The sequence below is a fragment of the Streptomyces sp. GbtcB6 genome, assembly GCF_019091475.1.
GTDB lineage: Bacteria > Actinomycetota > Actinomycetes > Streptomycetales > Streptomycetaceae > Streptomyces > Streptomyces hyaluromycini.
The window spans coordinates 71,155-93,528 of the sequence record NZ_JAGXJL010000027.1 but is presented as its reverse complement, the minus strand read 5'-3'; the positions used below and the strand labels follow the sequence as shown (position 1 = coordinate 93,528).

The 22,374-nt window shown below is 70.8% G+C and carries 21 protein-coding genes; 9 read left to right on the top strand and 12 right to left on the bottom strand.

The window, feature by feature from the left end; translation table 11 throughout:
* Positions 1–34 precede the first annotated feature (34 nt).
* The 4 genes from KVT45_RS35755 (at position 35) to KVT45_RS35740 (ending at position 3,514) form a co-directional block, all read left to right on the top strand.
* Positions 35–688 (top strand): YitT family protein, encoded by a 654-nt coding sequence (locus tag KVT45_RS35755; protein WP_217553322.1) that lies wholly within the window; start codon positions 35–37, stop codon positions 686–688.
* Positions 685–1,452 carry a glycerophosphodiester phosphodiesterase gene (locus KVT45_RS35750; protein WP_217553321.1) on the top strand — a complete coding sequence of 256 codons (768 nt, stop codon included), beginning with the start codon at positions 685–687 and terminating at the stop codon, positions 1,450–1,452. Before KVT45_RS35755 ends, KVT45_RS35750 begins: the two co-directional genes overlap by 4 nt.
* A 42-nt stretch (positions 1,453–1,494) precedes the next feature.
* Positions 1,495–2,850 carry an MFS transporter gene (locus KVT45_RS35745; RefSeq protein WP_217553320.1) on the top strand — a complete coding sequence of 452 codons (1,356 nt, stop codon included), beginning with the start codon at positions 1,495–1,497 and terminating at the stop codon, positions 2,848–2,850.
* 289 nt (positions 2,851–3,139) lie between these two features.
* A complete protein-coding gene (locus KVT45_RS35740) occupies positions 3,140–3,514 on the top strand; it encodes an RNA polymerase-binding protein RbpA (protein ID WP_010046329.1) in 375 nt (124 codons plus the stop codon).
* An 88-nt stretch (positions 3,515–3,602) separates the two neighbouring features.
* Here the strand turns inward: KVT45_RS35740 and fxsA are convergent, their stop codons facing one another.
* The 4 genes from fxsA to KVT45_RS35720 all read right to left on the bottom strand — a co-directional run bounded on the left by fxsA (position 3,603) and on the right by KVT45_RS35720 (position 7,933).
* Positions 3,603–4,166 (bottom strand): FxsA family membrane protein, encoded by a 564-nt coding sequence (gene fxsA / locus KVT45_RS35735; protein ID WP_217553319.1) that lies wholly within the window; start codon positions 4,164–4,166, stop codon positions 3,603–3,605.
* Between the two features lie 128 nt (positions 4,167–4,294).
* The gene (locus KVT45_RS35730; RefSeq protein WP_217553318.1) at positions 4,295–5,089 is read right to left on the bottom strand and encodes a polyprenol monophosphomannose synthase; all 795 of its coding nucleotides are present in this window, start codon (positions 5,087–5,089) and stop codon (positions 4,295–4,297) included.
* A gap of 629 nt (positions 5,090–5,718) precedes the next feature.
* On the bottom strand, positions 5,719–7,326 hold the full coding sequence (locus tag KVT45_RS35725) for an amidohydrolase (RefSeq protein WP_217553317.1): 1,608 nt from the start codon (positions 7,324–7,326) through the stop codon (positions 5,719–5,721).
* Positions 7,327–7,492: 166 nt separating this feature from the next.
* On the bottom strand, positions 7,493–7,933 hold the full coding sequence (locus KVT45_RS35720; protein WP_066997022.1) for an Lrp/AsnC family transcriptional regulator: 441 nt from the start codon (positions 7,931–7,933) through the stop codon (positions 7,493–7,495).
* A gap of 267 nt (positions 7,934–8,200) precedes the next feature.
* On the opposite strand from KVT45_RS35720, the gene KVT45_RS35715 reads away from it, so the two are divergent.
* On the top strand, positions 8,201–8,659 hold the full coding sequence (locus tag KVT45_RS35715; protein ID WP_217553316.1) for a hypothetical protein: 459 nt from the start codon (positions 8,201–8,203) through the stop codon (positions 8,657–8,659).
* 1 nt (position 8,660) lies between these two features.
* Here the strand turns inward: KVT45_RS35715 and KVT45_RS35710 are convergent, their stop codons facing one another.
* Positions 8,661–9,764 carry a phosphotransferase family protein gene (locus tag KVT45_RS35710; protein WP_217553315.1) on the bottom strand — a complete coding sequence of 368 codons (1,104 nt, stop codon included), beginning with the start codon at positions 9,762–9,764 and terminating at the stop codon, positions 8,661–8,663.
* Positions 9,765–9,778: 14 nt separating this feature from the next.
* Positions 9,779–10,876, bottom strand: coding sequence for a hypothetical protein (locus KVT45_RS35705; RefSeq protein WP_217553314.1), 1,098 nt, complete (start codon positions 10,874–10,876; stop codon positions 9,779–9,781).
* A gap of 146 nt (positions 10,877–11,022) precedes the next feature.
* Between KVT45_RS35705 and KVT45_RS35700 the strand changes: the two genes are divergently transcribed.
* Positions 11,023–11,274 (top strand): hypothetical protein, encoded by a 252-nt coding sequence (locus KVT45_RS35700; protein ID WP_217553313.1) that lies wholly within the window; start codon positions 11,023–11,025, stop codon positions 11,272–11,274.
* On the opposite strand, the gene KVT45_RS35695 is transcribed toward KVT45_RS35700, so the two are convergent.
* Complete coding sequence (locus tag KVT45_RS35695; protein WP_217553312.1) at positions 11,237–12,409, bottom strand: acyl-CoA dehydrogenase family protein; 1,173 nt, start codon at positions 12,407–12,409, stop codon at positions 11,237–11,239. The two genes, KVT45_RS35700 and KVT45_RS35695, sit on opposite strands and share 38 nt — an antisense overlap.
* A gap of 330 nt (positions 12,410–12,739) precedes the next feature.
* Here KVT45_RS35695 and KVT45_RS35690 point away from each other — a divergent pair, with 330 nt between their 5' ends.
* The gene (locus tag KVT45_RS35690) at positions 12,740–13,972 is read left to right on the top strand and encodes a glycoside hydrolase family 18 protein (protein ID WP_217553311.1); all 1,233 of its coding nucleotides are present in this window, start codon (positions 12,740–12,742) and stop codon (positions 13,970–13,972) included.
* 56 nt (positions 13,973–14,028) lie between these two features.
* On the opposite strand, the gene KVT45_RS35685 is transcribed toward KVT45_RS35690, so the two are convergent.
* The 5 genes from KVT45_RS35685 to KVT45_RS35665 form a co-directional block, all read right to left on the bottom strand.
* Positions 14,029–14,688, bottom strand: coding sequence for a TetR/AcrR family transcriptional regulator (locus KVT45_RS35685; protein ID WP_217553310.1), 660 nt, complete (start codon positions 14,686–14,688; stop codon positions 14,029–14,031).
* A gap of 65 nt (positions 14,689–14,753) precedes the next feature.
* Positions 14,754–14,894 (bottom strand): SCO1431 family membrane protein, encoded by a 141-nt coding sequence (locus tag KVT45_RS35680; RefSeq protein ID WP_308310962.1) that lies wholly within the window; start codon positions 14,892–14,894, stop codon positions 14,754–14,756.
* A 96-nt stretch (positions 14,895–14,990) separates the two neighbouring features.
* Complete coding sequence (locus KVT45_RS35675) at positions 14,991–16,415, bottom strand: peptidase C39 family protein (RefSeq protein WP_217553309.1); 1,425 nt, start codon at positions 16,413–16,415, stop codon at positions 14,991–14,993.
* 200 nt (positions 16,416–16,615) lie between these two features.
* The gene (locus KVT45_RS35670) at positions 16,616–18,070 is read right to left on the bottom strand and encodes an amino acid permease (RefSeq protein ID WP_217553359.1); all 1,455 of its coding nucleotides are present in this window, start codon (positions 18,068–18,070) and stop codon (positions 16,616–16,618) included.
* Positions 18,071–18,141: 71 nt separating this feature from the next.
* Positions 18,142–19,092 carry a hypothetical protein gene (locus KVT45_RS35665; RefSeq protein WP_217553308.1) on the bottom strand — a complete coding sequence of 317 codons (951 nt, stop codon included), beginning with the start codon at positions 19,090–19,092 and terminating at the stop codon, positions 18,142–18,144.
* A gap of 245 nt (positions 19,093–19,337) precedes the next feature.
* Here KVT45_RS35665 and KVT45_RS35660 point away from each other — a divergent pair, with 245 nt between their 5' ends.
* Positions 19,338–19,958, top strand: coding sequence for a uridine kinase (locus KVT45_RS35660; protein ID WP_217553358.1), 621 nt, complete (start codon positions 19,338–19,340; stop codon positions 19,956–19,958).
* Between the two features lie 430 nt (positions 19,959–20,388).
* Positions 20,389–22,251: an AAA family ATPase gene (locus tag KVT45_RS35655; protein ID WP_217553307.1), complete on the top strand. Its 1,863-nt coding sequence runs from the start codon at positions 20,389–20,391 to the stop codon at positions 22,249–22,251.
* Positions 22,252–22,374: the final 123 nt, after the last annotated feature.

Genomic DNA, 22,374 nt, shown 5'->3' with positions numbered 1-22,374 from the left:
GGTCAGTCCACCTTTACCACCAGGGGGGTATCCCTTGTCCACGCAAGGCCGTCTCGGGCGACGGTTGGTCCAGCTCTATGCGGGGCTCACGCTGTACGGCGTGAGTTCCGCGCTTCTCGTCGAGGCGGGCCTCGGCCTTGAGCCCTGGGGTGTGCTGCACCAGGGGCTCGCCGGGCACACCGGGCTCAGCATCGGCACGGTGTCGATCATCGTGGGGGCGGCCGTGCTGCTCCTGTGGATCCCGCTGCGCCAGCGGCCGGGCCTCGGCACGGTCTCCAACGTCTTCGTCATCGGCCTCGCCATGAACGCCGCGCTCGCCGTCGTCCCCGAGGTGCACGGGTTCGCGGTGCGGATTCCGCTGATGGCGGCCGGCATCGTGCTCAACGGGGCGGCGACCGGTCTGTACATCGCGGCGAGCTTCGGGCCCGGTCCCCGGGACGGCCTGATGACGGGGCTGCACCGGCGTACCGGCCGTTCGATCCGGCTCATCCGTACGGCGATCGAGGTCGCGGTGGTCGTCACCGGGTTCGCGCTCGGCGGGACCGTGGGCGTCGGCACCCTGCTCTACGCCGTGTCCATCGGCCCGCTCGCACAGCTGTTCCTGAAGGTGTTCGCCGTCCCGGCGGCATCCGGCCGCAGCACGGTCGTTGCCACGGGGTCACCCGAGCGCGCCATACTGCGGAAGTGAGCACGCTGATACGCCACCCGTACCTGGACCACCCCGGCCCCATCGCCTTCGCCCATCGAGGCGGAGCCGCGGACGGCCTGGAGAACACCGTGGCGCAGTTCCGGCGGGCGGTCGAGCTCGGCTACCGGTACATCGAGACGGATGTGCACGCCACGGCGGACGGCAGGCTCGTCGCCTTCCACGACGACACACTGGACCGGGTCACCGACGGGGCCGGCCGGATCGGCGACCTGCCGTGGGAGGACGTACGGCACGCGCGCGTGGCCGGCCGCGAGCCGCTCCCCCTCTTCGAGGAGCTGCTGGAGGAGTTCCCGGACGTCCGCTGGAACGTGGACGCCAAGGCGGAGCCGGCCCTGCGGCCGCTCCTGGACCTGATCGAGAAGACGGACTCCTACGACCGGGTGTGCGTCGGGTCGTTCTCGGAGGTGCGGGTGCTGCGGGCGCAGCGGCTGGCGGGGCCGCGCCTCGCCACCTCGTTCGGCACGCGCGGTGTGGTCGGGCTGCGGCTGCGCTCCTGGGGACTGCCCGCGGCGGTGCGCCGGTCGGCGGTCGCGGCACAGGTGCCCGAGTCCCAGTCGGGCGTCCCGGTGGTCGACCGGCGCTTCGTGCGCGCCGCCCACGCGCGCGGGCTGCACGTGCACGTATGGACCATCAACGAGCCCGATCGGATGCACCGGCTCCTGGACCTGGGAGTCGATGGCATCATGACCGATCACATCGACACGTTGCGTGAGGTCATGCAGAAGCGCGGCGTCTGGTTCTGAGGCGCGCGGGCGGTACTGCTGCGGGAGAGGGCAAGGGCGCGGGTGGGCACCGAAACCGTGCGGACGGAGGTCTTCGACGAGGCCACCGAGCTGCGGCGCGAACAGCGCGGCTGGTACTTCTACGACTGGGCGTGCTCGGTCTACTCGACGAGCGTCCTCACCGTGTTCCTCGGCCCGTACCTCACATCGGTCGCCGACCACGCGGCGGACGCCGACGGCTATGTGCATCCGCTCGGCATACCGGTCCGGGCGGGCTCCTTCTTCGCCTACTCGGTCTCCCTGTCGGTGATCCTCGCGGTCGTGCTCATGCCCCTGGTGGGCAGCGCGGCCGACCGTACCGGCCGCAAGAAGCAGCTGCTCGCCGCGGCCGCGTACACCGGGGCCGCGGCGACGACGGGCATGTTCTTCCTGGACGGCGACCGCTATCTGCTCGGCGGGCTGCTGCTGATCGTCGCGAACGCCGCCCAGTCCGTCGCCCTGATGCTCTACAACTCCTACCTCCCCCAGATCGCCCCTCCCGAGGAACGCGACACCATCTCCTCCCGGGGCTGGGCCTTCGGCTACGCGTCGGGCTCACTTGTGCTGATCGTCAACCTGGTCCTCTACTCCGCACACGACTCCTTCGGCCTCTCCGAGACGGAGGCGGTCCGCATCTGCCTGGCCGGGGCGGGCCTGTGGTGGGGCGCCTTCACCCTCGTACCGCTGCGGCGGCTGCGCGACCGGGGCGGCCGGCGCGGCCAGGAGGCCGGCGCCACGGCGCCGGGGCTGCGGCAACTCGCGGCGACCGCCAGGGACATGCGCCGCCATCCACTGACGCTCTCCTTCCTGCTGGCGTACCTCATCTACAACGACGGCATCCAGACCGTGATCTCCCAGGCGTCCGTCTACGGCTCCGAGGAACTCGGGCTCGGCCAGTCGACGCTCATCGTCGCGGTCCTGCTGGTGCAGGTGCTGGCCGTGGCGGGCGCCCTGACGATGGGGCGGCTGGCCAGGACGTACGGGGCGAAACGCACGATCCTCGGATCACTGGTGGCCTGGACGGTGACGCTGGCGGCCGGGTACTTCCTGCCGGCCGAGGCACCGGTGTGGTTCTTCGTCCTCGCGGGTGGCATCGGCCTGGTCCTCGGCGGCAGCCAGGCCCTGTCCCGCTCACTGTTCTCGCATCTCGTACCGCCCGGAAAAGAAGCCGAGTACTTCGCGGCGTACGAGATGAGCGATCGGGGGATGAGCTGGCTGGGACCGTTGTTGTTCGGGATCACCTACCAGCTGACCGGGAGCTACCGCTCGGCGATCATCTCGCTGGTGGCCTTCTTCGTCATCGGGTTCGCGCTGCTCGCGCGGGTGCCGGTGCGACAGGCGATCAGCGAGGCCGGCAATCCGGTCCCGCAGAAGGTTTAGAAGATCCAGCGGAAAGATCCAACAGAAGATTTAGCGTTCAACGCGGAAGGGCGGTAGTGTACGCGTTTGGCCTGCCAGGCGTACCGTTACTGCGCGTCAAAGATGCCGAAACGCTGGGTGACATCTGTTAGCAGATGTGACAAACCGGGCGCCGGTGGGTACAACAAGGGGCGGCTACGACGGCGACGCATGACCCGGAACGGGAATCTTTACCGCCGACCGGACGTTGACCGGATGACGACGACAGCGACACCTGTCCTGTGGGCGACAAGCCCGGGAGGCACGATTCATGAGTGAGCGAGCTCTTCGCGGTACGCGCCTCGTGGTGACCAGCTACGAGACGGACCGCGGTATCGACCTGGCCCCGCGCCAGGCCGTGGAGTACGCATGCGAGAAGGGGCACCGCTTCGAGATGCCCTTCTCGGTCGAGGCGGAGATCCCGCCGGAGTGGGAGTGCAAGGTCTGCGGGGCCCAGGCACTTCTGGTAGACGGCGACGGCCCTGAAGAGAAGAAGGCCAAGCCCGCGCGTACCCACTGGGACATGCTGATGGAGCGGCGCACCCGTGAGGAACTCGAAGAGGTCCTTGAGGAGCGTCTGGCGGTTCTGCGTTCCGGGGCGATGAACATCGCGATTCATCCCAGGGACAGCCGCAAGTCCGCATAGTTCCGCTTGACGGAAGCCGACACAACCACCGAGGGCGCCGTACGTTCTGTGAACGTACGGCGCCCTCGGTCGTCCCGTGCCGGGATCATCAGCGCGTCAGCGGCGGCCGCTCTCCCGTCGGCTCGTCCCCCGGCTCGGGACCGTCGTTGCGGATCACCTCGCCCTGGACCACCTTTCCGTCCGGGCGGTGCATACGGGCCTGCTGGAAGGCGTTGCCCAGGGTGCCGGGGGCGGCGGCGCGGAGTCTGCGGTCGAGGGTGCGTTCCGCGAGGCGGGAGACCGCCTTCTGGACCGGCGGCAGCAGGAGCAGCAGGCCGAGGGCGTCGGAGACCAGGCCGGGGATCATGAGGAGCAGGCCGCCCAGCATCATCAGGCCGTTGCCACCACCGCGCTCCGAGGAGCCGCCGCGCTGGATCGCCTCGTTGAGGCTCCGGAAGGCGCGCCGGCCCGCGCGCTTGATGACCACGGCACCGGCGACGAAGCCCGCCACCAGCAGCAGGAAGACGGTCATGCCGCCCGCCGCGCCGGCGACCACCGTCAGCAGCCAGATCTCCAGCACCAGCCACACCGCGGCAGCCAGCGGCAGGTATCTGCCGAGCCGGGAGCGCCGGGGCCGGGCGGTGTACGGAGGGGTCTGCGCGCCAGTCGTCATGCACCCAGTGTGCCTGGGCCCGGCTCAGTGCGGCATAAGGGGATGATCAGCCGGAACTGTGCGGTTCGCCGGAGTCCGCCGGAAGGGCCTGCCGTTGCCGGTGCCAGGAGGGCCTGCCCTGGCCGGTGCTAGGAGGACTTGCCCTTGCCGGTCATCTTGCCCACCCGCTCGGTGACGCCCCACGAGGTGACCCGCCACAGCGCCTCGACGAGGATGTCCCGGCTCATCTTGGAGTCGCCGAACTCCCGCTCGACGAAGGTGATGGGCACCTCGACGACCTGGAAGCCGGCCTTGACCGCCCGGCGGGCCAGATCGACCTGGAAGCAGTAGCCCTGCGAGGCGACCTCGTCCAGCCCCAGGCCCTCCAGGGTCTCGCGGCGGAAGGCGCGGTAGCCGCCGGTGATGTCCCGGAGCGGGAGATCGAGCGCGAGGCGCGAGTACAGGGAACCGCCCCGGGAGATGAACTCACGGGACTTCGGCCAGTTGACGACCCGGCCGCCGGGCACCCAGCGGGAGCCGAGCACCAGGTCGGCGCCCTTCAGCGCGGTCAGCAGCCGGGGCAGCTCCTCCGGCTGGTGGGAACCGTCGGCGTCCATCTCGACGAGCACGCCGTAACCGTTGTCCATGCCCCAGTGGAAGCCCGCGAGGTAGGCGGCGCCGAGGCCTTCCTTGCCCTTGCGGTGCAGCACCTGGACATGGTCGTCCTCGGCGGCCAGTTCGTCGGCGAGCTTGCCCGTGCCGTCAGGGCTGTTGTCGTCCGCCACCAGCACGTGCGCCTCGGGGACGGCCTGCCGCACCCGGCCGACGATGGACTTGATGTTCTCCGCCTCGTTGTACGTGGGAATGATCACCAAGGCCGTGCCGAGCGGGCCGAACCGCCTCCCCTGGGCCTGTGCCGCGAGGGTCCCGTCGCCGTCGTTCACTGCTGCCCCTTCATGTCGTACGCAGGGGACCACCATAGTGGCCGCGGCCTGCGCTGACGCGACAGCTCGTTCGTATGGTGGTGTCGATTCCGCAAGAACGGGGTAAGGATGCCCGTTTCGGGTGGCCGCCATCCGCGCTTTCGCCACCGTGTTCCCCCGCGAGGCCACTTTGTTCCCCCGCGGAGCCACCCTCTTCCCCTACGGATGGGGGCCCGGCGCCCTTCGGGCCGACCTGGGACCCGCTGGCTGCGGGTCGACCGAAAGCCGTTGTCTACTGAGCGTCCGGGCCCCACCCGGGTCACACCTCCCGACCGGCCGGAACGTTCCCTCGTCGGCGCGGGCGCTGAGCCTGGCTCCCAGTGACGGTGCCCCGGTGCGGCACACCGTCCCTGACCCAGCGGCGCTGCGACGAGTGCGCGAACTGCTCCCCGGTCGGGCGTCCGGTGGTGGACTCGGCCGAACCTACCGGCCCGCTGCCGCTGGCTGTCAACAGCCGTTTGACCTGCGGAAACTACCTCAAAGCCCTGGTCAGCGCGGAGGATGCGCAGGTCGCGAGACGGAGCGGCGGCCGTCGATCACGGCCGCGCCACCCCGGGAGATCACTCGCCCGGCCGTACGAATGCGGCGGGTCACTCGCCCGGTCGTACGAACACGGTCCGGCCGCCCACCACGGTGCGCAGACAGACCGGCAGCGCGCGGCCGGGGGTCAGGTCGGGCAGGCCGGGGGTGCCGGAGCGCGGGTCGGTGGACCAGCGGGCGACCCGGTCGTCCGGCGCCTGCACCACCAGTTCGTCGGTGCGCCAGAGCGCGTAGTCGGCGGGTGCGCCGGGCACCAGGACGCCCGCGTCGTCCCGGCCGATCGCGCGCCAGCCGCCGCGGGTGTGCGCGGTGAACGCGGCACGTACGGAGACCCGGTGCTCGGGCGTCCGGTGGAAGGCGGCGGCCCGGACGGTCCCCCAGGGATCGAGCGGGGTGACGGGGCTGTCGGAGCCGAAGGCGAGCGGGACCCCGGCCTTGAGGAGGGCGGCGAACGGGTTGAGGGTGCGGGCCCGCTCGGCACCGAGCCGCTGGGCGTACATACCGTCCTCCCCGCCCCACAGCGCGTCGAAGGCGGGCTGCACGGAGGCGATCAGACCGAACTCGGCGAACGCGGCGACGTGCTCGGGGGTGAGCATCTCGGCGTGCTCGACGCGGTGCCGGGCGGCGCGGACGCGAGCCGGGCCGACCTTCTCGGCGGCGGCGCGCACGCCCTCCACGACGGCGGTCACGGCGGCGTCGCCGATGGCGTGGAAGCCGGCCTGCAGACCCGCCTCGGTGCAGGCGGCGACATGGGCGGCGACGGCGGCCGCGTCCAGATAGGCGGATCCGGTGGTGTGACCGGCGTCGGCGTACGGCTGGTGCAGGCAGGCGGTGTGCGAGCCGAGGGCCCCGTCCACGAACAGGTCGCCGGCCGCGCCGAGCGCACCCAGCTCCCGCGCCTTGTCGGCGTCCTCCTCGGCCCAGTAGCCGACGACCCTGGGGCCGGCCGCCTCGGTCGCGAGCCGAAGCAGACCGGTGAAGTCGTCCTCGGAGGAGATCTTCGGCCCGCCGCACTCGTGCACGGTGCCGATACCGAGGGAGGCCGCGTGCGCGAGGGCGATGCGCTGGGCCTCGGCACGCTGGGCGGGCGTCACGGCCGCGAACGCGGCGGCGCGTACGGCGTGGTGGGCGTCACTGGTGAGCGGGGCGTCCTCGCGGGGCACCGCGCCCGGGACCAGGTCCAGCAGGGCCGTGGTGACGACCGCCGAGTGGACGTCGATACGGGAGAGGTAGAGCGGACGTCCGCCGGTGGCCGCGTCCAGCTCGGCGCGGGTCGGCGGGCGGCCGTCGGCCCAGCGGGAGGCGTCCCAGCCGTGCCCGAGCAGGACCCGGTCGTCCGGACGGCCGGCGGCGAAGTCCCTGACCAGCGCCAGCGCCGCGGCCAGCGAGCCCGCGCCGGACAGGTCGAGGCCGGTCAGGGCGAGCCCGGTGGACGTGGTGTGGACATGGGCGTCCGTGAAGGCGGGGGTGACCAGGGCGCCGTCCAGGTCGACGACCTCGTCGACCCCGTCCGCGAAGGCGTCGGCGGCCCCCTCGGACCCGACCCAGGCAACCTGCCCCCGCTCCACGACCATCGCGGTCGCGAACGGATCGGCGGGACTGTGAACCTCTCCACGACGGAGAAGAACGGTCTTGGGTTCGGGGGCACGCTCAGTCATGGGGACCAGTCTCGCCCCTCACACCGATCACTCTGAACGAGGGGCACCCGAAAGCGCCCCCGAAGGGGCGCGGGGCTGTATCCATATGCGGCTCCGCCGCGTGGGCGCGACCAGCCACGACGTACCCGCGGTCGACACGCGACCGACAGCCCCACGGCGGTTGGACCTAGATCTTCGGCGGCCGAGCCTCGTACGGCGTCGACAGCACCACCGTCGTCCGCGTCGACACCCCCGCCAGGCTCCGCAGCCGCGCCAGCAGTTCCTCCAGTTCGTGCGGGGTCGCCACGCGCACCTTGAGGATGTAGTTCTCGTCGCCCGCCACGCTGTGGCACGCCTCGATCTCCGGGACGCCGGCCAGGCGGTCCGCGATGTCGTCGGGGGCGCTGGGATCGAACGGTTTCACCGAGATGAACGCCGTCATGGGCAGCCCCACGGCCTCCGGGTCGACGACCGCGGCATAGCCGCGGATGACGCCACGCTGCTCCAGCCGGCGCACCCGCTGGTGCACGGCCGACGTGGACAGACCCGTGGCCTTGCCCAGGTCCGTGTAGCTCATCCGCCCGTCCTTGACGAGCAGCTGCACGATTTGACGGTCCAGCTCCTCCATGGCGCAAAAACTACAGTGCGCCTGATCTCCACGGATAGCTCAGCGGCCCAGGTCATGGCCGGTTCGTGATGTCAGGGAGGGCAGGCTGTGAGCCATCTGAGGGACAAAACGACCGCAGCGGGCACCTGCGTCCGGCATGTGACGAACGCCACAGCTCTCGAACGGGCTCCGTGATGGTCTCGTGATTACCGCCGAGATCGGACGGGAAGTGCTTGCTGTGGTCGAGGCCGCAGCGCCGTAACGGCCCAGCCCGAGGGGGAGTTACCCATGCAGAGTCTTAAGCGCCCTGGTCGTACCACGCCCAAGCGCCCGCAGTTGGTGGTCGAGCCCGAGCCGGAGGGCGTCGAACCCGACCTCTACGAGGCCGAGGAGCTGGACGCGTACGACACCTTCGAGATGTTCCGGGTGATCTGCCCGGACTGCACGCAGTCCATCGCGCTGCTGGCGGACGAGGAGTTCCTGCCGGAGCACGCGCTGTGCGCCTCGCCGTGGAACCCGTTCGGTCTCACGGTCTGTGCCGGTACGGGCCGCGCGGCGGACGACGCGCCGTCGGCGGACGAGTCGGTCGAGCCGCAGGAGCAGGACACCGCCCTCCTGCTCACCCTCCCGCAGGGTCTGGACTGGCGGACGCAGCCTTTCTCGCACGTCGGCGGCCCGGGCTCACGTCCGATGCACGTACCGGCGATGCGCCACGGCGGCATGGTCGTCAGCCGTCAGGCCGCCTGAGTCACCGCACCGCATCCCAGTACCTGCCCTGCACCATGGCCCGCAGGCTGCCGTGGTGCAGGATCAGCGTGTCCGGATCCGCGGGGACGGCGGCCTCTCCGAAGTACACCTGCCGGTAGGCGACGCGCAGCATGACGATCGCGTGCCGCAGGGCCGCGTACAGGGTGTAGAAGTCCATGTCCCGCGGGATGTGGCCGGTGAGCCGGGCGTAGCGGGCCTCGACGCGGTCGCGGCGCAGGAACCCGGGCAGTCCCCGCTGTCCGGCGGCGGCCGTGAGGTCCTGGAAGAAGCGGTGCAGGTAGACGGTCCAGCCGAGGTCCACCTCGCGCGGGGCCGGTGCCGCCATCTCCCAGTCGAGGACGGCGACGGGGTCGAAGCCGTCGTAGAGGACGTTCCCGATGCGGGCGTCGCCCCAGCAGAGGACCGGCGTGCCGGGCTCGCGCGGCCACAGGTCCGCCAGCCGGTCGAAGGCGGCCTCGATCAGGGGTGAGCGGGCGAGTCCGGCCACCACCCAGTCGTAGTAGTGCCGTTGGGACTCGACGTGCCGGTGCAGGGCGTCGCCGTCCCCGGGGAGGGCGAGGAACTCCGCCTCGGCCAGGGGGACTTGGTCGTGCAGCCGGGCCAGCAGACCGACGGAGGCGGCTTCGAGGTGCTCTCGTTCGGCGTCGGTCGCCGCGTGCAGCCAGTTCCCCTCGTAGGTGTAGGGCATGACGTCGGGCGGGACGCGCCCCGCGACCCGTTCCATCACGAAGAAGGGCGCGCCGAGCGGTCCGGGGTCCTCCTCAAGCCACAGGACGCGGGGCACGGGCACGTCCGTGCGGTCGGCGACCAGCCGCATCGTGCGGTACTGCCGGGTGAGGTCGTACGACGGGAAGACCGTGTACGCCGACGGATCCGCCGCCAGCCTCAAGACGCAGGCGCGCAGAGGCGGTTCGGGGTGCTCGATCTCGAAGAGCAGGGTCTCGCTGGACATGCCGTTGGAGGCGGGGACCGTGACGCCGACGGCCTTGGCGCCCGGGAGCCGGGTGTCCAGCCAGGCGGTCAGCCGGCGCGTGAGGTCCTCCGGGTCGCGCGTCGTGGTGCGTGGGCGCGGTTTCGTCGTCATCCCGGCCTCCTCCTTCAGGGCGCCACCGAGTCGAAGCCGGTGAAGCCGCTGGGATCGTGTCTGCCGAACGAGCCGTGCTCGAAGATGCCGTGGCCGGTCCGCCCGTCCAGGCGGAAGCGGGCGGAGTGGTCGGTGACGCCGAAGGCCGCGCGGGGGTGCGGCGCGGTCAGGTCGTAGGTACGGCGGTCCGCCCAGGCCCGGCCCTGCCAGGTGCCGTGCTGCCAGTCGTCGGCCGGTGGGTATCCGGCGCCGACCGCGAGCGGCGAGGAGGCGAGGATCTCCACCTCCAGCTCCTGTGGCTTGCGCGGGTCGCCGAGGTGGACGACGGCACGCTCGGGATGACGGGTGCCGGAGCGGTAGGTGATCTCGGTCCGCGGCCACCCGAGTTGGCGGTCGCGCCGGCCGGGGCGGACCAGGGTGGCGTCGTTCAGGGTGCGGTAGCCGTCGGCGTCCTCCTGGGTGACGAGCATCAGGAAGCGGTCCTCGAAGCGGACCGGGCACCAGATCCAGTGAAAGCCCTCGGTCGGGTTCTCCTCGGCGAGCCGCCCGCCCTCCTCCCCCGGGATCGGGCGGACGCCCCAGCTGCGGTCCCGGGTGCCGGTCCAGCCGGCCGGGTCGACGCGGTACTCCTCGCCGCCGGCCCGGATCACCCCGGACACTCCCCCGGCCTGCACGAACCTGCGGCCCTCCAACGTCAGCCGGTCACCCCGGCGTTGGAGGTGGTGCGGCTCCCACAGGGCCGGGAAGCCGGCGGTCCACGTGAGGTCGCAGAAAACGGAGTCGTCGCAGCGGAGCCGGAAGCGCCGGAGCGGCTCCTCGACCTCGATGCGCAGCGGGCCGACCGTGAGGCGCATCCGGTCGTCGCCCAGGGCGTCCGAGGCACGGACCGCGTGCAGGGTGTCCCCGGTGCGCAGGGTGGCGTAGGCGTCGATCACCCCGACGTTCGGGTAGACGCCGAGGCCGAGGATGAGCAGGGCGCGGCCGTCGTGGTCGAGGACGTGGAAGATGCAGCGGTCGTAGGCGTTCCGGTCCCCGGTGGCGACGTGCTTCATGGAGAGCGGGACCTGGTGCACGGGGTACTCGTCGAGCGGCACGGGACGGTCGTCGGCCATGGCAGGCCTCCCCGGAGGCTGGAGACGGTCCGGCTGACGGTACGTCAGAAAACAGGGAGAGGCCAGATCCGGGACCGGACGTCCACGAACTCACGCACGATTCGGGAGATCGGTGACCAGGACGGCCGCCCCCGCGTTGGCCGGGCATGACGACCACCTACACCGCCCTCGGCCGTCAGCGCCGGATCTTCGTACCCCCGCCCGCGGCATCGCTTCCGCCGCCTACGCCGCTGGATCCGCCCATCTACCGCGATCTGATGCAGACCTGGGCCGACCGGGGTCGCGCCCTGCCGGGCCGCCACGACCCGGAGTGGGCCAGGCTGGCGGCCCCGACGGTCACACGCGGGCAGTTCAGCGACTTCAGCGACTTTCCGGCCCCGCCACATGACGGGCGATGACCATCCGCTGGATCTGGTTGGTGCCCTCCACGATCTGCAGGACCTTGGCCTCGCGCATGTAGCGCTCGACCGGGAAGTCCGCGGTGTAGCCGTAGCCGCCGAGTATCTGGACGGCATCGGTGGTCACCTTCATCGCGGTGTCGGTGCAGTGCAGCTTGGCCATGGCGGCCTGCTTGGCGAACGGGCGGCCCGCGTCGCGCAGCCGGGCCGCCGCGAGGTAGAGGGCCCGGCCGGCCTCGATCTGGGTGGCCATGTCGGCGATCATGAACCGCAGGCCCTGGAAGTCGGAGATCGGGTGGCCGAACTGCCGGCGCCCGGTGGCGTAGCCGACCGCCTCGTCCAGGGCCGCCTGGGCCACGCCGATCGCGCAGGCCGCGATGCCGAGCCGGCCGGAGTCCAGCGCCGAGAGGGCGATGGCGAAGCCCTGGCCCTCCTCGCCGAGGCGGCGCTCGTCGGGGACCCGGACGTCGTCGAAGTGGACCTGGGCGGTGGGCGAGCCCCTCATGCCCATCTTCTTCTCGGGCACCGCGCCGCTGAGGCCCTCGGCGTCGCCGGGGACCAGGAAGGCGGTGATCCCGTGCGAGCCCTCGGCGCCGGTGCGGGCCATGACCGTGTAGAAGTCGGCGATGCCGCCGTGCGTGATCCAGGCCTTGGTGCCGTTGATCACCCAGGAGTCGGCGTCCCGGACGGCCCTGGTGCGCAGGGAGGCCGCGTCCGAACCGGAGGCCGGCTCGGAGAGGCAGTAGGCGCCGAGCAGGCCGCCGCCGAGCATCGCGGGCAGGTGCTCGACCTGCTGCTGCTTGGTGCCGTAGGCGGCGAGCGCGTAGCTCGCGAGGGTGTGCACGCTCACGCCGAGGCCGACGGTGAGACGGGCCGCGGCCAGTTCCTCCAGGACCTGGAGGTAGACCTCGTAGGGCTGGTCGCCGCCGCCGTACTCGGAGTCGTAGGGCAGGCCGAGCAGGCCTGACTCGGAGAGCAGGGTGAAGACCTCGCGCGGGAAGCGCCCGGCGTCCTCCTCCTCGGCCGCCTTCGGCGCGATCTCACGCCGGGCGATCTCCCGGACCAGCGCTAGCAGGTCCCTCGCCTCGTCCGTGGGCAGTTGACGCTCCACCGGCTGCGGGTCGCGGTCGGACATGGCGACGGTCTCCTCCCTGTCGGGCAGCGGCGGTCACGGCCCGCGGGATAGGGGCGGCTCCGCCTGTCGTTCGGTTGCGGCCGAGGTCGGCGTTCCGGGTCTCGGAAGCTGCTGACCTGCGGCTGCGCAGTGAGTATGCCCGATCGGGGACCTCCCGTCACCAGTTAACGACCGCTTACTTCAGGAAATCCAGGACAACATTCGCAACCCGCGAAATTGGTCCGAACCATTGACCTGACTGGTCTAGTCCTCCTAAGGTTCATGACCAACGCTTTACCGCGTTCATGCCAATCGGCGCGCGTTCCCCTCTCCCCCAGGAGGAGACACCCGATGCACACCTCTCACCGCTCCCGGTTCCGGGCGCTGCTCTCCGCGGCCTGTTGCGCCGTCCTCGGCGCCGGGCTGCTGGCAGGCGCGGGCACCGCGTCCGCGGCCGCCCCGTCCGCTCCCCAGGTGCAGGCCGGCTCCAAGGTCGTCGGCTACTTCACGGAATGGGGTACCTACCAGCGCAACTACCTGGTCAAGAACGTCGAGACCTCCGGTTCGGCCGCGAAGCTCACCCACATCAACTACGCCTTCGGCAACGTCACCGGCGGCAAGTGCGCGATGGGCGACTCGTACGCGGCCACCGACCGGACCTACACCGCAGCCGAGTCCGTGGACGGCGTCGCGGACACCTGGGACCAGCCGCTGCGCGGCAACTTCAACCAGCTGCTGAAGCTGAAGAAGAAACACCCGAACCTCAAGATCCTCTGGTCCTTCGGCGGCTGGACCTGGTCCAGTGGCTTCGGCGAGGCCGCCAAGAACCCCACCGCCTTCGCGCAGTCCTGCTACGACCTGGTGAAGAACTCCAAGTGGGCCGGGGTCTTCGACGGCATCGACATCGACTGGGAGTACCCGAACGCCTGCGGCAACACCTGCGACACCAGCGGGCGGGACGCGTTCCGGAACGTGATGGCGGCACTGCGCTCGAAGTTCGGCAGCAGCTCGCTCGTCACGGCGGCGATCACCGCCGACGCCACCAGCGGCGGCAAGATCGACGCGGCCGACTACGCGGGCGCGGCACAGTACGTCGACTGGTACAACCCGATGACGTACGACTACTTCGGCGCCTGGGCCTCGACCGGTCCGACGGCCCCGCACTCGCCGCTGAACTCCTACTCCGGCATCCCGACGGCGAACTTCTACACCTCGGCGACCATCGCCAAGCTCAGGGGCCTCGGCGTCCCGGCGGCCAAGCTGCTGCTCGGCATCGGCTTCTACGGCCGCGGCTGGACCGGCGTCACCCAGGCGGCCCCCGGCGGTACGGCGACCGGTCCGGCGGCGGGGACGTACGAGCAGGGCATCGACGACTACAAGGTGCTCAAGACCAAGTGCCCGGCGACCGGCACGGTGGGCGGCACGGCGTACGCCAAGTGCGGCAGCGACTGGTGGAGTTACGACACCCCGGCGACCATCGCGACCAAGATGACCTACAAGAACCAGCAGGGCCTGGGCGGCACCTTCTTCTGGGAGCTGAGCGGCGACACCACCAACGGTGAGCTGATCAAGGCCATCAACTAGCCCCCTTCACGGGGGACTCGGGGCGGGGGGACCACGAGCCCTCCGCCCCTTCCGCGTCAGGTGTCCCGGCGGGCCGGGGCCGGGGCGCGGTAGGACGGGTCCAGTTCCTCGATGGCCCGCAGGGTGCCGCCGAGCGTCTTGACCAGCAGCTCGCACAGGGTTTCGCGGGAGAGCACGGGCCGGTCGATCCAGTCGAGAGCGGCGCCCTCCACGCTGCACAGCCAGGCGAGCAGGCCGGTCCTGGCGAGCGGGGCGATGTCGGTACGGCCGTAGGCGCCCTCCGCGATGGTCGCGACGATCGCCTCGCGCACCCCGTCCCGGATGGCGTGCACCTCGGTGTCGAAGCCGACACCGCCGCTGACGATCGTGCGGTACGCGGCCTGATGGTGCTCGGCGTAGCGCAGATAGCTGTCGATGGTGCGGTGCACGCGGTCCGCCTGGGGCAGCTCCAGACCGCTCGCGGCGTAGGTGACCAGGTCGGCGACGGAGTCCTGGATGATCGCCAGGTAGTAGCCGCGCTTGGACTGGAAGTAGTAGTAGATCAGCCCTTTGGCGACATGCGCCTGCTTGGCGATGTCGTCCATGGAGAGCGCGTCGTAGGAGGTGTCGGCGAACAACTTCCGCCCGATGGCGATGAGTTCGGCACGACGAGCCACAGAACGCTCGGTGCCGCGCGCCCGGGGACGGGCGGCGGCACGCTGTTGACTGATATTCAATTTCGACCCTGGTCTCAACGGGCTGCGGGACATCCGCAGTATGTCAGGTCGGGTCGTGGGTCAGGTCACAGCAGACCGAGTTGAGTTACCAACATGGCGATGACCACGACAAGGGTCCAACCCATGACGTGTTCCAGAACCTTCGGGCCGTCGTCCTTGGGGCCGCCGGTACGGGCGCGGGCGGCGGTGGCGGAGTGCGTGGTCATGACGTCCACCATGCCACTGATTGCGGCTTTTGCGGTGGAGAGGTTGGTCACAGGAACGCGGCCCCCGGGGTGCCCGGGGGCCGCTGTCGCGCCCGGTCAGCGCACGCCGACCGCCGCGAGAGCCTTGAGCTGGGCCGCGTTCGGACAGGCCGGGAAGTACAGGTAGCAGACGCCCCCGGTGCCGGAGACGACCTTGCCGCTGGCGTTGTACCGCTTGGTCCGCAGCCAGATGTTCTCGAACTCCCGCCGCAGATAGACCCGTCGGACCGCGTCGTCGGTGGCCGAGAACGGGTCGTTGGCGATCACGTCGCCGTCCGCGGTGAAGCCGATCACGGTCATCAGGTGCCCGGAGGTGCCATAACCGGCGCCGGTCAGCTCCGACGCGAGGAACGACTGTGACGTTATGGCCGGGACGCCGGCCGCGATCAGGGTCTCCAGGTCGGTGAGCGAGGCAAGTCGCGTTATCACGCCCTGGAGGTCCTGGTACGTCGACGCGTAGGCGGCGTTGAACGGCCAGTTGCCGCACCCGCCGTACTGGTAGTCATAGGTGTAGCGGGCCGCGTAGCAGACCTGGGGGTCGGTGTACGACGGGTCGACCCAGGCCAGCTGCGTGGAGGTGGGCCGGCCGCCCCAGTACTCGACGATCATCTGCGAGGAGGTGGGGCTGCACCAGGCCTCGCCGCCGTTGTCGTACTCCGGGTACTGGCCCTTGTGGATCTCCTGGGAGTAGCGCGGGACCTTGAGTTCCTGGGCCAGGCCCGGGGTGGAGGCGGGGACGGTGAAGCGGTCCGGGATGTCGGAGGCCATGGCACCGAGCCGCCAGACGGTCGGGGTGAGCTTGGTGCCCGGCTTGCGGTAGAGCGTCAGGCGCAGCTGGTACGAGGTGAGGCGCAGGCCCGTGGTGGCGTCGTCGACGGCGAAGGTGTCGGTCCAGATGGTGCTCTTGCCGTCCGTCTGGCCGTCCACCGAGGTCCGCTTGATGTCCTGGTCGCCGGCCGCCCAGCGGCCCATCACGTACCAAGGGGTGTCGGTGCCGTCGGAGTAGGTGCCGTGCAGCTCGACCTTGATCCAGGTGCCGGCCGGGGTGTCCGCGTTCCAGGAGGCGATGGTCTCGGTGGCGGGGACGGCCGGCTGGTGCACCGGGCCGGTCCAAGTGGCGTACTCCCAGGTGGCGGTGGTGCCGGTGTGGGGGTCGGTGTAGGAGGTGGTACCGGCCGGGGTGCCGATGACCACGCCGGGCCGGTCGCCGGCGACGGCTCCGACGCCCTTGACGGTGCCGGTCTTCCAGTCGCTGTAGGTCGTCCAGGAGCGGTAGTCGATCGGGCGGGTCCCGTCCCGGCCGCTGCCGGTCCGGCCGCTCCCGGTCCGGCGGGTCTCGGTCCGGGCGGTCTCGTCGGCGTCGGTCTCCGGCGCGGCGACCGCGGGCACCGCGGGGACCACGCCCTGGGCCACGGCCGCCACCGCGACGGAGGCGGCGGCTGTCAGAACGGTTCTGCGGGACGGCTGTTCGGCTCTGCTCATGGGCGGAGGACCCCCAGGTGTGCGCGTCACGGCTGATCCGGAGCAAGAGGCTGTGGGGCAACTATGGAGCAGGCGCCATGCCCCTGCCAGCACTTCCGCTCATGCCACGCCCACCAATATTGGTCTCGTCCACCGAAAGGGCCCCGGCGCGGTCGCCGGGGCCTCCTTCGGACCGTTCGGACGGGATCCGTCCGGACTGCTCAGATGAGATCCATCGCGGCGACCTCGTCGGGGCGGCCGTAGCTGACCGGGCCCTGGAAGCGGCGGCGGGCGGTGGCGAACCACCAGACCGTGGCCACGACCAGGACCGCGGCCAGCGCGATCGGTGCGTAGTTGAACGAGTCGACGGTGATCGGCGAGGCCTGCGGCAGCATGAACAGGATGCTGCTGAGCAGGATCCAGGTCACCGCCAGCCAGCCGACCGGCCTGCTCCAGCGGCCCAGGTTCCACGGCCCCGGCTGGAAGTCGTCGCCCAGGCGCAGCCGCAGGAACACCGGCACGGCGTAGGCGAGGAACAGGCCGACGACGTTGACGCTGACGATCGCGGTGAACGCCGTGTGCGACCACCAGCCCGGCACCACCAGGGCGACCGAGCAGGCCACCGCGAGCCAGACGGCCTTGACGGGGGTCCGGGTGCGGGGCGAGACCGAGTGCCACAGGCGGGAGCCGGGCATGGCGCCGTCCCGGGAGAAGGCGAAGATCTGCCGGGTGTTGCTGGTGAGGTTGGCGAGGCCGCAGAAGAGCATGGCGCCGATGACGACGAGCAGCATCGCCTTGGCCCAGCCCATGCCCAGTCCGTCGATGAGGATCTGGACGGGCGGCGCGGAGGAGCTCGCCACCTTGGTGTAGTCGCCGATGCTGTACACCAGCGCGAGCATCAGGATCAGGCCGGTGATCGCCGAATAGCCGATGGACCGGATGATCCCTCTGGGGGCGTTGACGGTCGCCTGGACGGTTTCCTCGGACATGTGGAAGCTGCCGTCGAAGCCGGTGAAGGTCCAGCTGGTGACCAGGAGCCCGAGCAGGCCGCCGTAAAGGCCGTTGGTGAAGCCGGTGTTGTTCACGAAATGCGTCACGAAGGACGCGGACTGGTGGTGGTCCGGCATCACGATCAGTGTGCTCACGATCACCACGAGTCCGATCAGCAGCCACCAGACGGAAATCCGGTTCAGTAGGGCGACGAGCTGCACGGTGTAGGTGTTGGCGAGGCCCTGGACGACGATGATCAGGGCCGTGATCAGGACCGTCTGGTGAGTGGTGGGCGTGTACGAGGGCCACTGGAGGGCGACGAAGGCCTGGATGAAGGTGGCGGCCGCGTAGCCGGTGGCCGCGGTGCCGCCGATCTGGCCCACGAAGTTCAGCCAGCCCGTGTACCAGGACCAGGCGCCCTTGTGCCGTTTGGCGAGTTTACCGGCGGAGAAATACAGGGCACCGCTGGTCGGATATGCGGAGGCGACTTCCGCCATGGCGGCGCCGATGCACAGGACCATCACACAGACGCCGATCCAGCCGAACACGAGAATGCGGGGGCCGCCCGCGTTCATACCGAATCCGAAGGACGAGAAAATACCGGAGAGAATATTGATGATGGTGAAGGAGATGGCGAAATTGTCGAACGCCTGGAATCGGCGGGTGAGTTTCCGCGGATAACCCATCGCGTGCAGGGTCGCGTCGTCGTCGAGCGTGACGGGGTCCGCTGTGCGTTCTGACACGTGCCGGCCTTTCTCTAGGAGGGGATGGGCAGGCCGCAGGCGCGGCGGGCCCGGGAGAGCTGGTCGGCCGGTTCGCCGAAGACGCTCCAGGGCATGCGTGAGGCGTACGGCCCCATGGCCGTGAAGACCGCCCGGGCCTCGAACTCGCACCGGGCCATGACCAGCGCGTGCGCGAGGTAGGCCAGGTCGAGCACCGGGGTGAAGCGGTATCCGGCCACCGTGGGCAGCCAGTTGTGGTAGATCGACAACGCGGTGCTGCGCCACTGGGGCTGTTCCCAGACCCGCTCGGCGAGCAGCTGGGTGGGGTTGTGGCTCTCCACCAGTGCGACCAGCGGCAGCATCCGCAGCGCCGAGCCGGCGGGGGCCCGCTGGGCGAGGAAGGCGGCGACGTCCCAGGCCGCGTTGACCGAGCCGCCGTACCGGGTGAAGAAGAAGGACAGGAAGCGGTGGTGGGCCTCGCGGTGCCAGGGGTCGAGGGCGAGGGTGTGCGCGAACAGCCGCCAGGGGCCGGGCGGGGAGGTCAGCAGGCCGCCGGGGGCGGGGTCGTGCGGGCGGTGCAGCCGGGCCATGGCCAGCTTGGCGGCCCAGGGCGTGGGGTCTGCGGGGTTCATGGCACTGGCCCGGTCGCAGGCGGCGAGGGCGATCCGCTCCAGCGCCTCGGCCCGCTCGTCACGGGCGTCGGCCGCCCGGATCGCCCGCTGCACGGCCACCCGGGCCCACATCAGCGTGGACTCGGGGCCTGGTTCCTCGGCCAGCCACCGCTCCACCAGGTCGGTGCCGGCCGCCTCGGAGGCGAGGACCAGGGAGCGGTGGGCGCGCAGGGCGAAGTCGGCACGTGTCTCGGCCAGCGCCTCACGGGCACTCAGATATCTTCCGGCGCGCACGTCCACGCATACGCTCGCGAGCAAGCGGTCGTCGGCCGCCGGATGCCATACGTACTGCCCTTCGAATAACTCCGCGGCCATCTTCCCCTGTCCGTCCCCGTTCGACGCGTGCGCGCTGAAGGCACCCTACTCAGGGCCGGGCACACCGGAAACGCATGAGGTCGACATATCGGTCAGCCGGTCGGAAATATTAATGGGGGCGGTGGAGAACGGCCGGAAATTAGTTCAAGCCGCGACTTCCCCGGGGCCGCAAACGCCCGCTATGCGCCGCACTACTAGAATGTTTCCGGAAAACACCCCACACCGCAGCTCACCTGGGAACGGCCATTCACCACCTCGCCTCCGCACTCCGGGCCCTGCCGCCCTCCTGCGGCCCGGTCCGCCTCGTCGGCGTCGACGGGCACGCCGGGTCCGGGAAGACCACGTTCGCCGGACAGTTGGCCACCGCCCTGGGCGGGGCGCCGGTGCTGCACCTCGACGACATCGCCAGCCACGAGGAGCTGTTCGCCTGGACCGGGCGCCTGCTGACCCAGGTGATCGAGCCGCTCGGCGAGGGCGGGACCGCACACTACTCCCCCTACGACTGGCGCACCCGCCGCTTCGGCCCGCCCCGCCCGCTGCCACCGGCCCCGGTGATCCTCGTCGAGGGCGTCGGCGCCGGCCGCCGGGCACTGCGCCCCTTTCTGGCGCGGCTGCTGTGGATGGAGCTGCCGCACGAGGAGTCCTGGACGCGGGGCAGGGCGCGGGACGGCGCGGAACAACGGGACTTCTGGGCCGAGTGGGTCAGGGCGGAACACGAACACTTTTCCGAGGACCCCTCAAGGCCGTACGCCGACCTTCTGGTGACACAGTCACAGAAGGGATATGAGGTGCTGCCGGGGCCGGCGAAGACGGTTGGACCGGACCAGGCCGTCACCCACCGTGATGGACCGTCCGCTGTGTGCTGAACTTGTGAAGAAGCACCTCCAAGAAGTTGCCCGAGTACCTCAACTCGGCTTGACCGGGGGGCCGTACAGGACTTACGTTCTGAATGTGCGGCCATACAGAGCCGCCCTGCAGACGCGAAGCCCCCGGTTGTTCCCCCGTGATCGGGGGCTTCGTTCTGCCCTTTACCCCTTTTGTGTGCGCCGCGTGCGCCCTTCTGCTCACCCTCGGTCACCGAGCCGCGTGCGCCCTGTCTGCCCCCACCTCGCCAAACGGCCTGTGCTGCACCCTTCGGCGGGCGGCGGAACCGCAGGTACGATGCCCTCGGTGCGACCTTCGAACGGCTGCTTCGCGCACCTGCAACTCCGGTCCGCGGCACAGCGGTTCGACCAACGGCGGCCATCGGGGGGAGCCCGGGGGCCAACCACGGGGGCACGGTTTGTGGGGGACGTGATGGATTTCGGCACGCAGGGCCCCGAGGCCCCGGCCGACCTCGCCTGGCTGCGAGGTGTGGACGCCTACACGATGGGCGCCTATCCGCAGGCGGAGGAGGAGTTCCGCACCGCGGTGCGGATGGATCCCGGGATGGCCGACGGCTGGCTCGGGCTGCACGCGTTGCGCGTCGACACGACGACCGCACTGCTGCGGATGTTCCGGCACCGGGACCGTTTCGGCGAACAGCGCGGCCGGCATCGCCGCACGCTGAACTCCTGGTACTGGCTGGGCTGGTGGGTGCAGCCGGTCCTTGAGAGCCCGCGCGACCTCCTTCTCGCCCACGCCTCGCACTGGCTGGACGGCCGGCACGTCCCGGAGCTCGACCGGGCCCTCGCCGGGCTCCCGCCGGTGGACGCCGACCCCCAGGTCCGCTTCCTCCACGCCTGCCGGGCCTACCTGGTCAAGGACTGGGAGCAGCTGATCCGGCACACCGACCCGCTCCTCGACGACCCCATGCTCGGCATCGAGGCGGGCCTGTTCGGCGGCATGGCCCGGGTCCGACTCGAAATGTACGGCCAGGCCGAACCACTGCTCTCCGCGGCGCTGATGCGGTGCCGCAGCGAGCAGCCGCAGCGCAAGGAGCTGCGCTACTGGCTGGCGCGGGCGCACGAGGGCACCGGCCGCAGCGCCGCCGCGCTCCCCCTCTACCGGGCCGTGCACCGCGTCGACCCCGCCTTCATGGACACCTCCGCGCGGCTGGCCGCGATAGCCGAGGGCGACGGGTACGACGACACGGCCGACTTCGCGGCGATCACCCTCACCGGCGCCGGGCAGGACGTCGTGGACGGGCCCGACATGCTCGACCCGCTCTTCGGCACCGAGGGGCGGGATCTGCGGTTCGGGGAACCGGAGCCGCCGACCGGGGCGATGCCGTCGGTGATCGACCCGGCGGTGCGCGAGAAGGTCGTGCCGTCGCCTCCGCTGCCGGCCGGGCCGACCGACCCCGCGTTACTTGAGGAGGCGCTCGCCGAGCTGGAGCGCATGGTCGGCCTTGAGCCCGTGAAGCGGCAGGTCAAGGCGCTGTCCGCGCAGTTGAACATGGCCCGGTTGCGGGCCGGGCAGGGGCTGCCGGTGCAGCCGCCGAAACGCCACTTCGTCTTCTCCGGGCCGTCGGGCACCGGGAAGACCACCGTCGCCCGCATCCTGGGCCGGGTGTTCTACGCGCTGGGGCTGCTGGGCGGCGACCACCTGGTGGAGGCGCAGCGGGCCGACCTGGTCGGTGAGTACCTGGGCCAGACCGCCGTGAAGGCGAACGAGCTGATCGACTCCGCGATCGGCGGGGTGCTCTTCGTCGACGAGGCCTACTCCCTCTCCAACTCCGGCTACGGCAAGGGGGACGCGTACGGCGACGAGGCGCTGCAGGTGCTGCTGAAGCGGGCCGAGGACAATCGCGACCACCTGGTGGTGATCCTGGCCGGCTACCCCGAGGGCATGGACCGCCTGCTGGCCGCCAACCCGGGGCTGTCCTCCCGCTTCACGACCCGCGTGGACTTTCCCTCCTACCGCCCCCTCGAACTGACCTCGATCGGCGAGGTACTCGCGGCCGAGAACGGGGACGCGTGGGACGAGGAGGCGCTGGAGGAGCTGCGGTCGATCGCCGGGCACGTGGTGGACCAGGGCTGGATCGACGAGCTGGGCAACGGGCGGTTCCTGCGGACGCTGTACGAGAAGAGCTGTGCGTACCGGGATCTGCGGTTGTCCGCGTATCCGGGGGTCCTGTCACGGGACGACCTGGCGACGTTGCGACTGCCGGACCTGATGCAGGCGTACGGGGAGGTGCTGTCGGGGCGGGGGCCGCAGGATCCGGCGGCCGGGATGTAGGTGCGGGTGGGGTGGGGCCGTGGGGTGGGGACGCTCACCGGCGCTTGCCGGGTGCCGCCCGCGCCCACCCGTGCCGCCCCAGCGGCACGACTGCCCGCGGCTGGATGAGCTGACGCGAGCGCC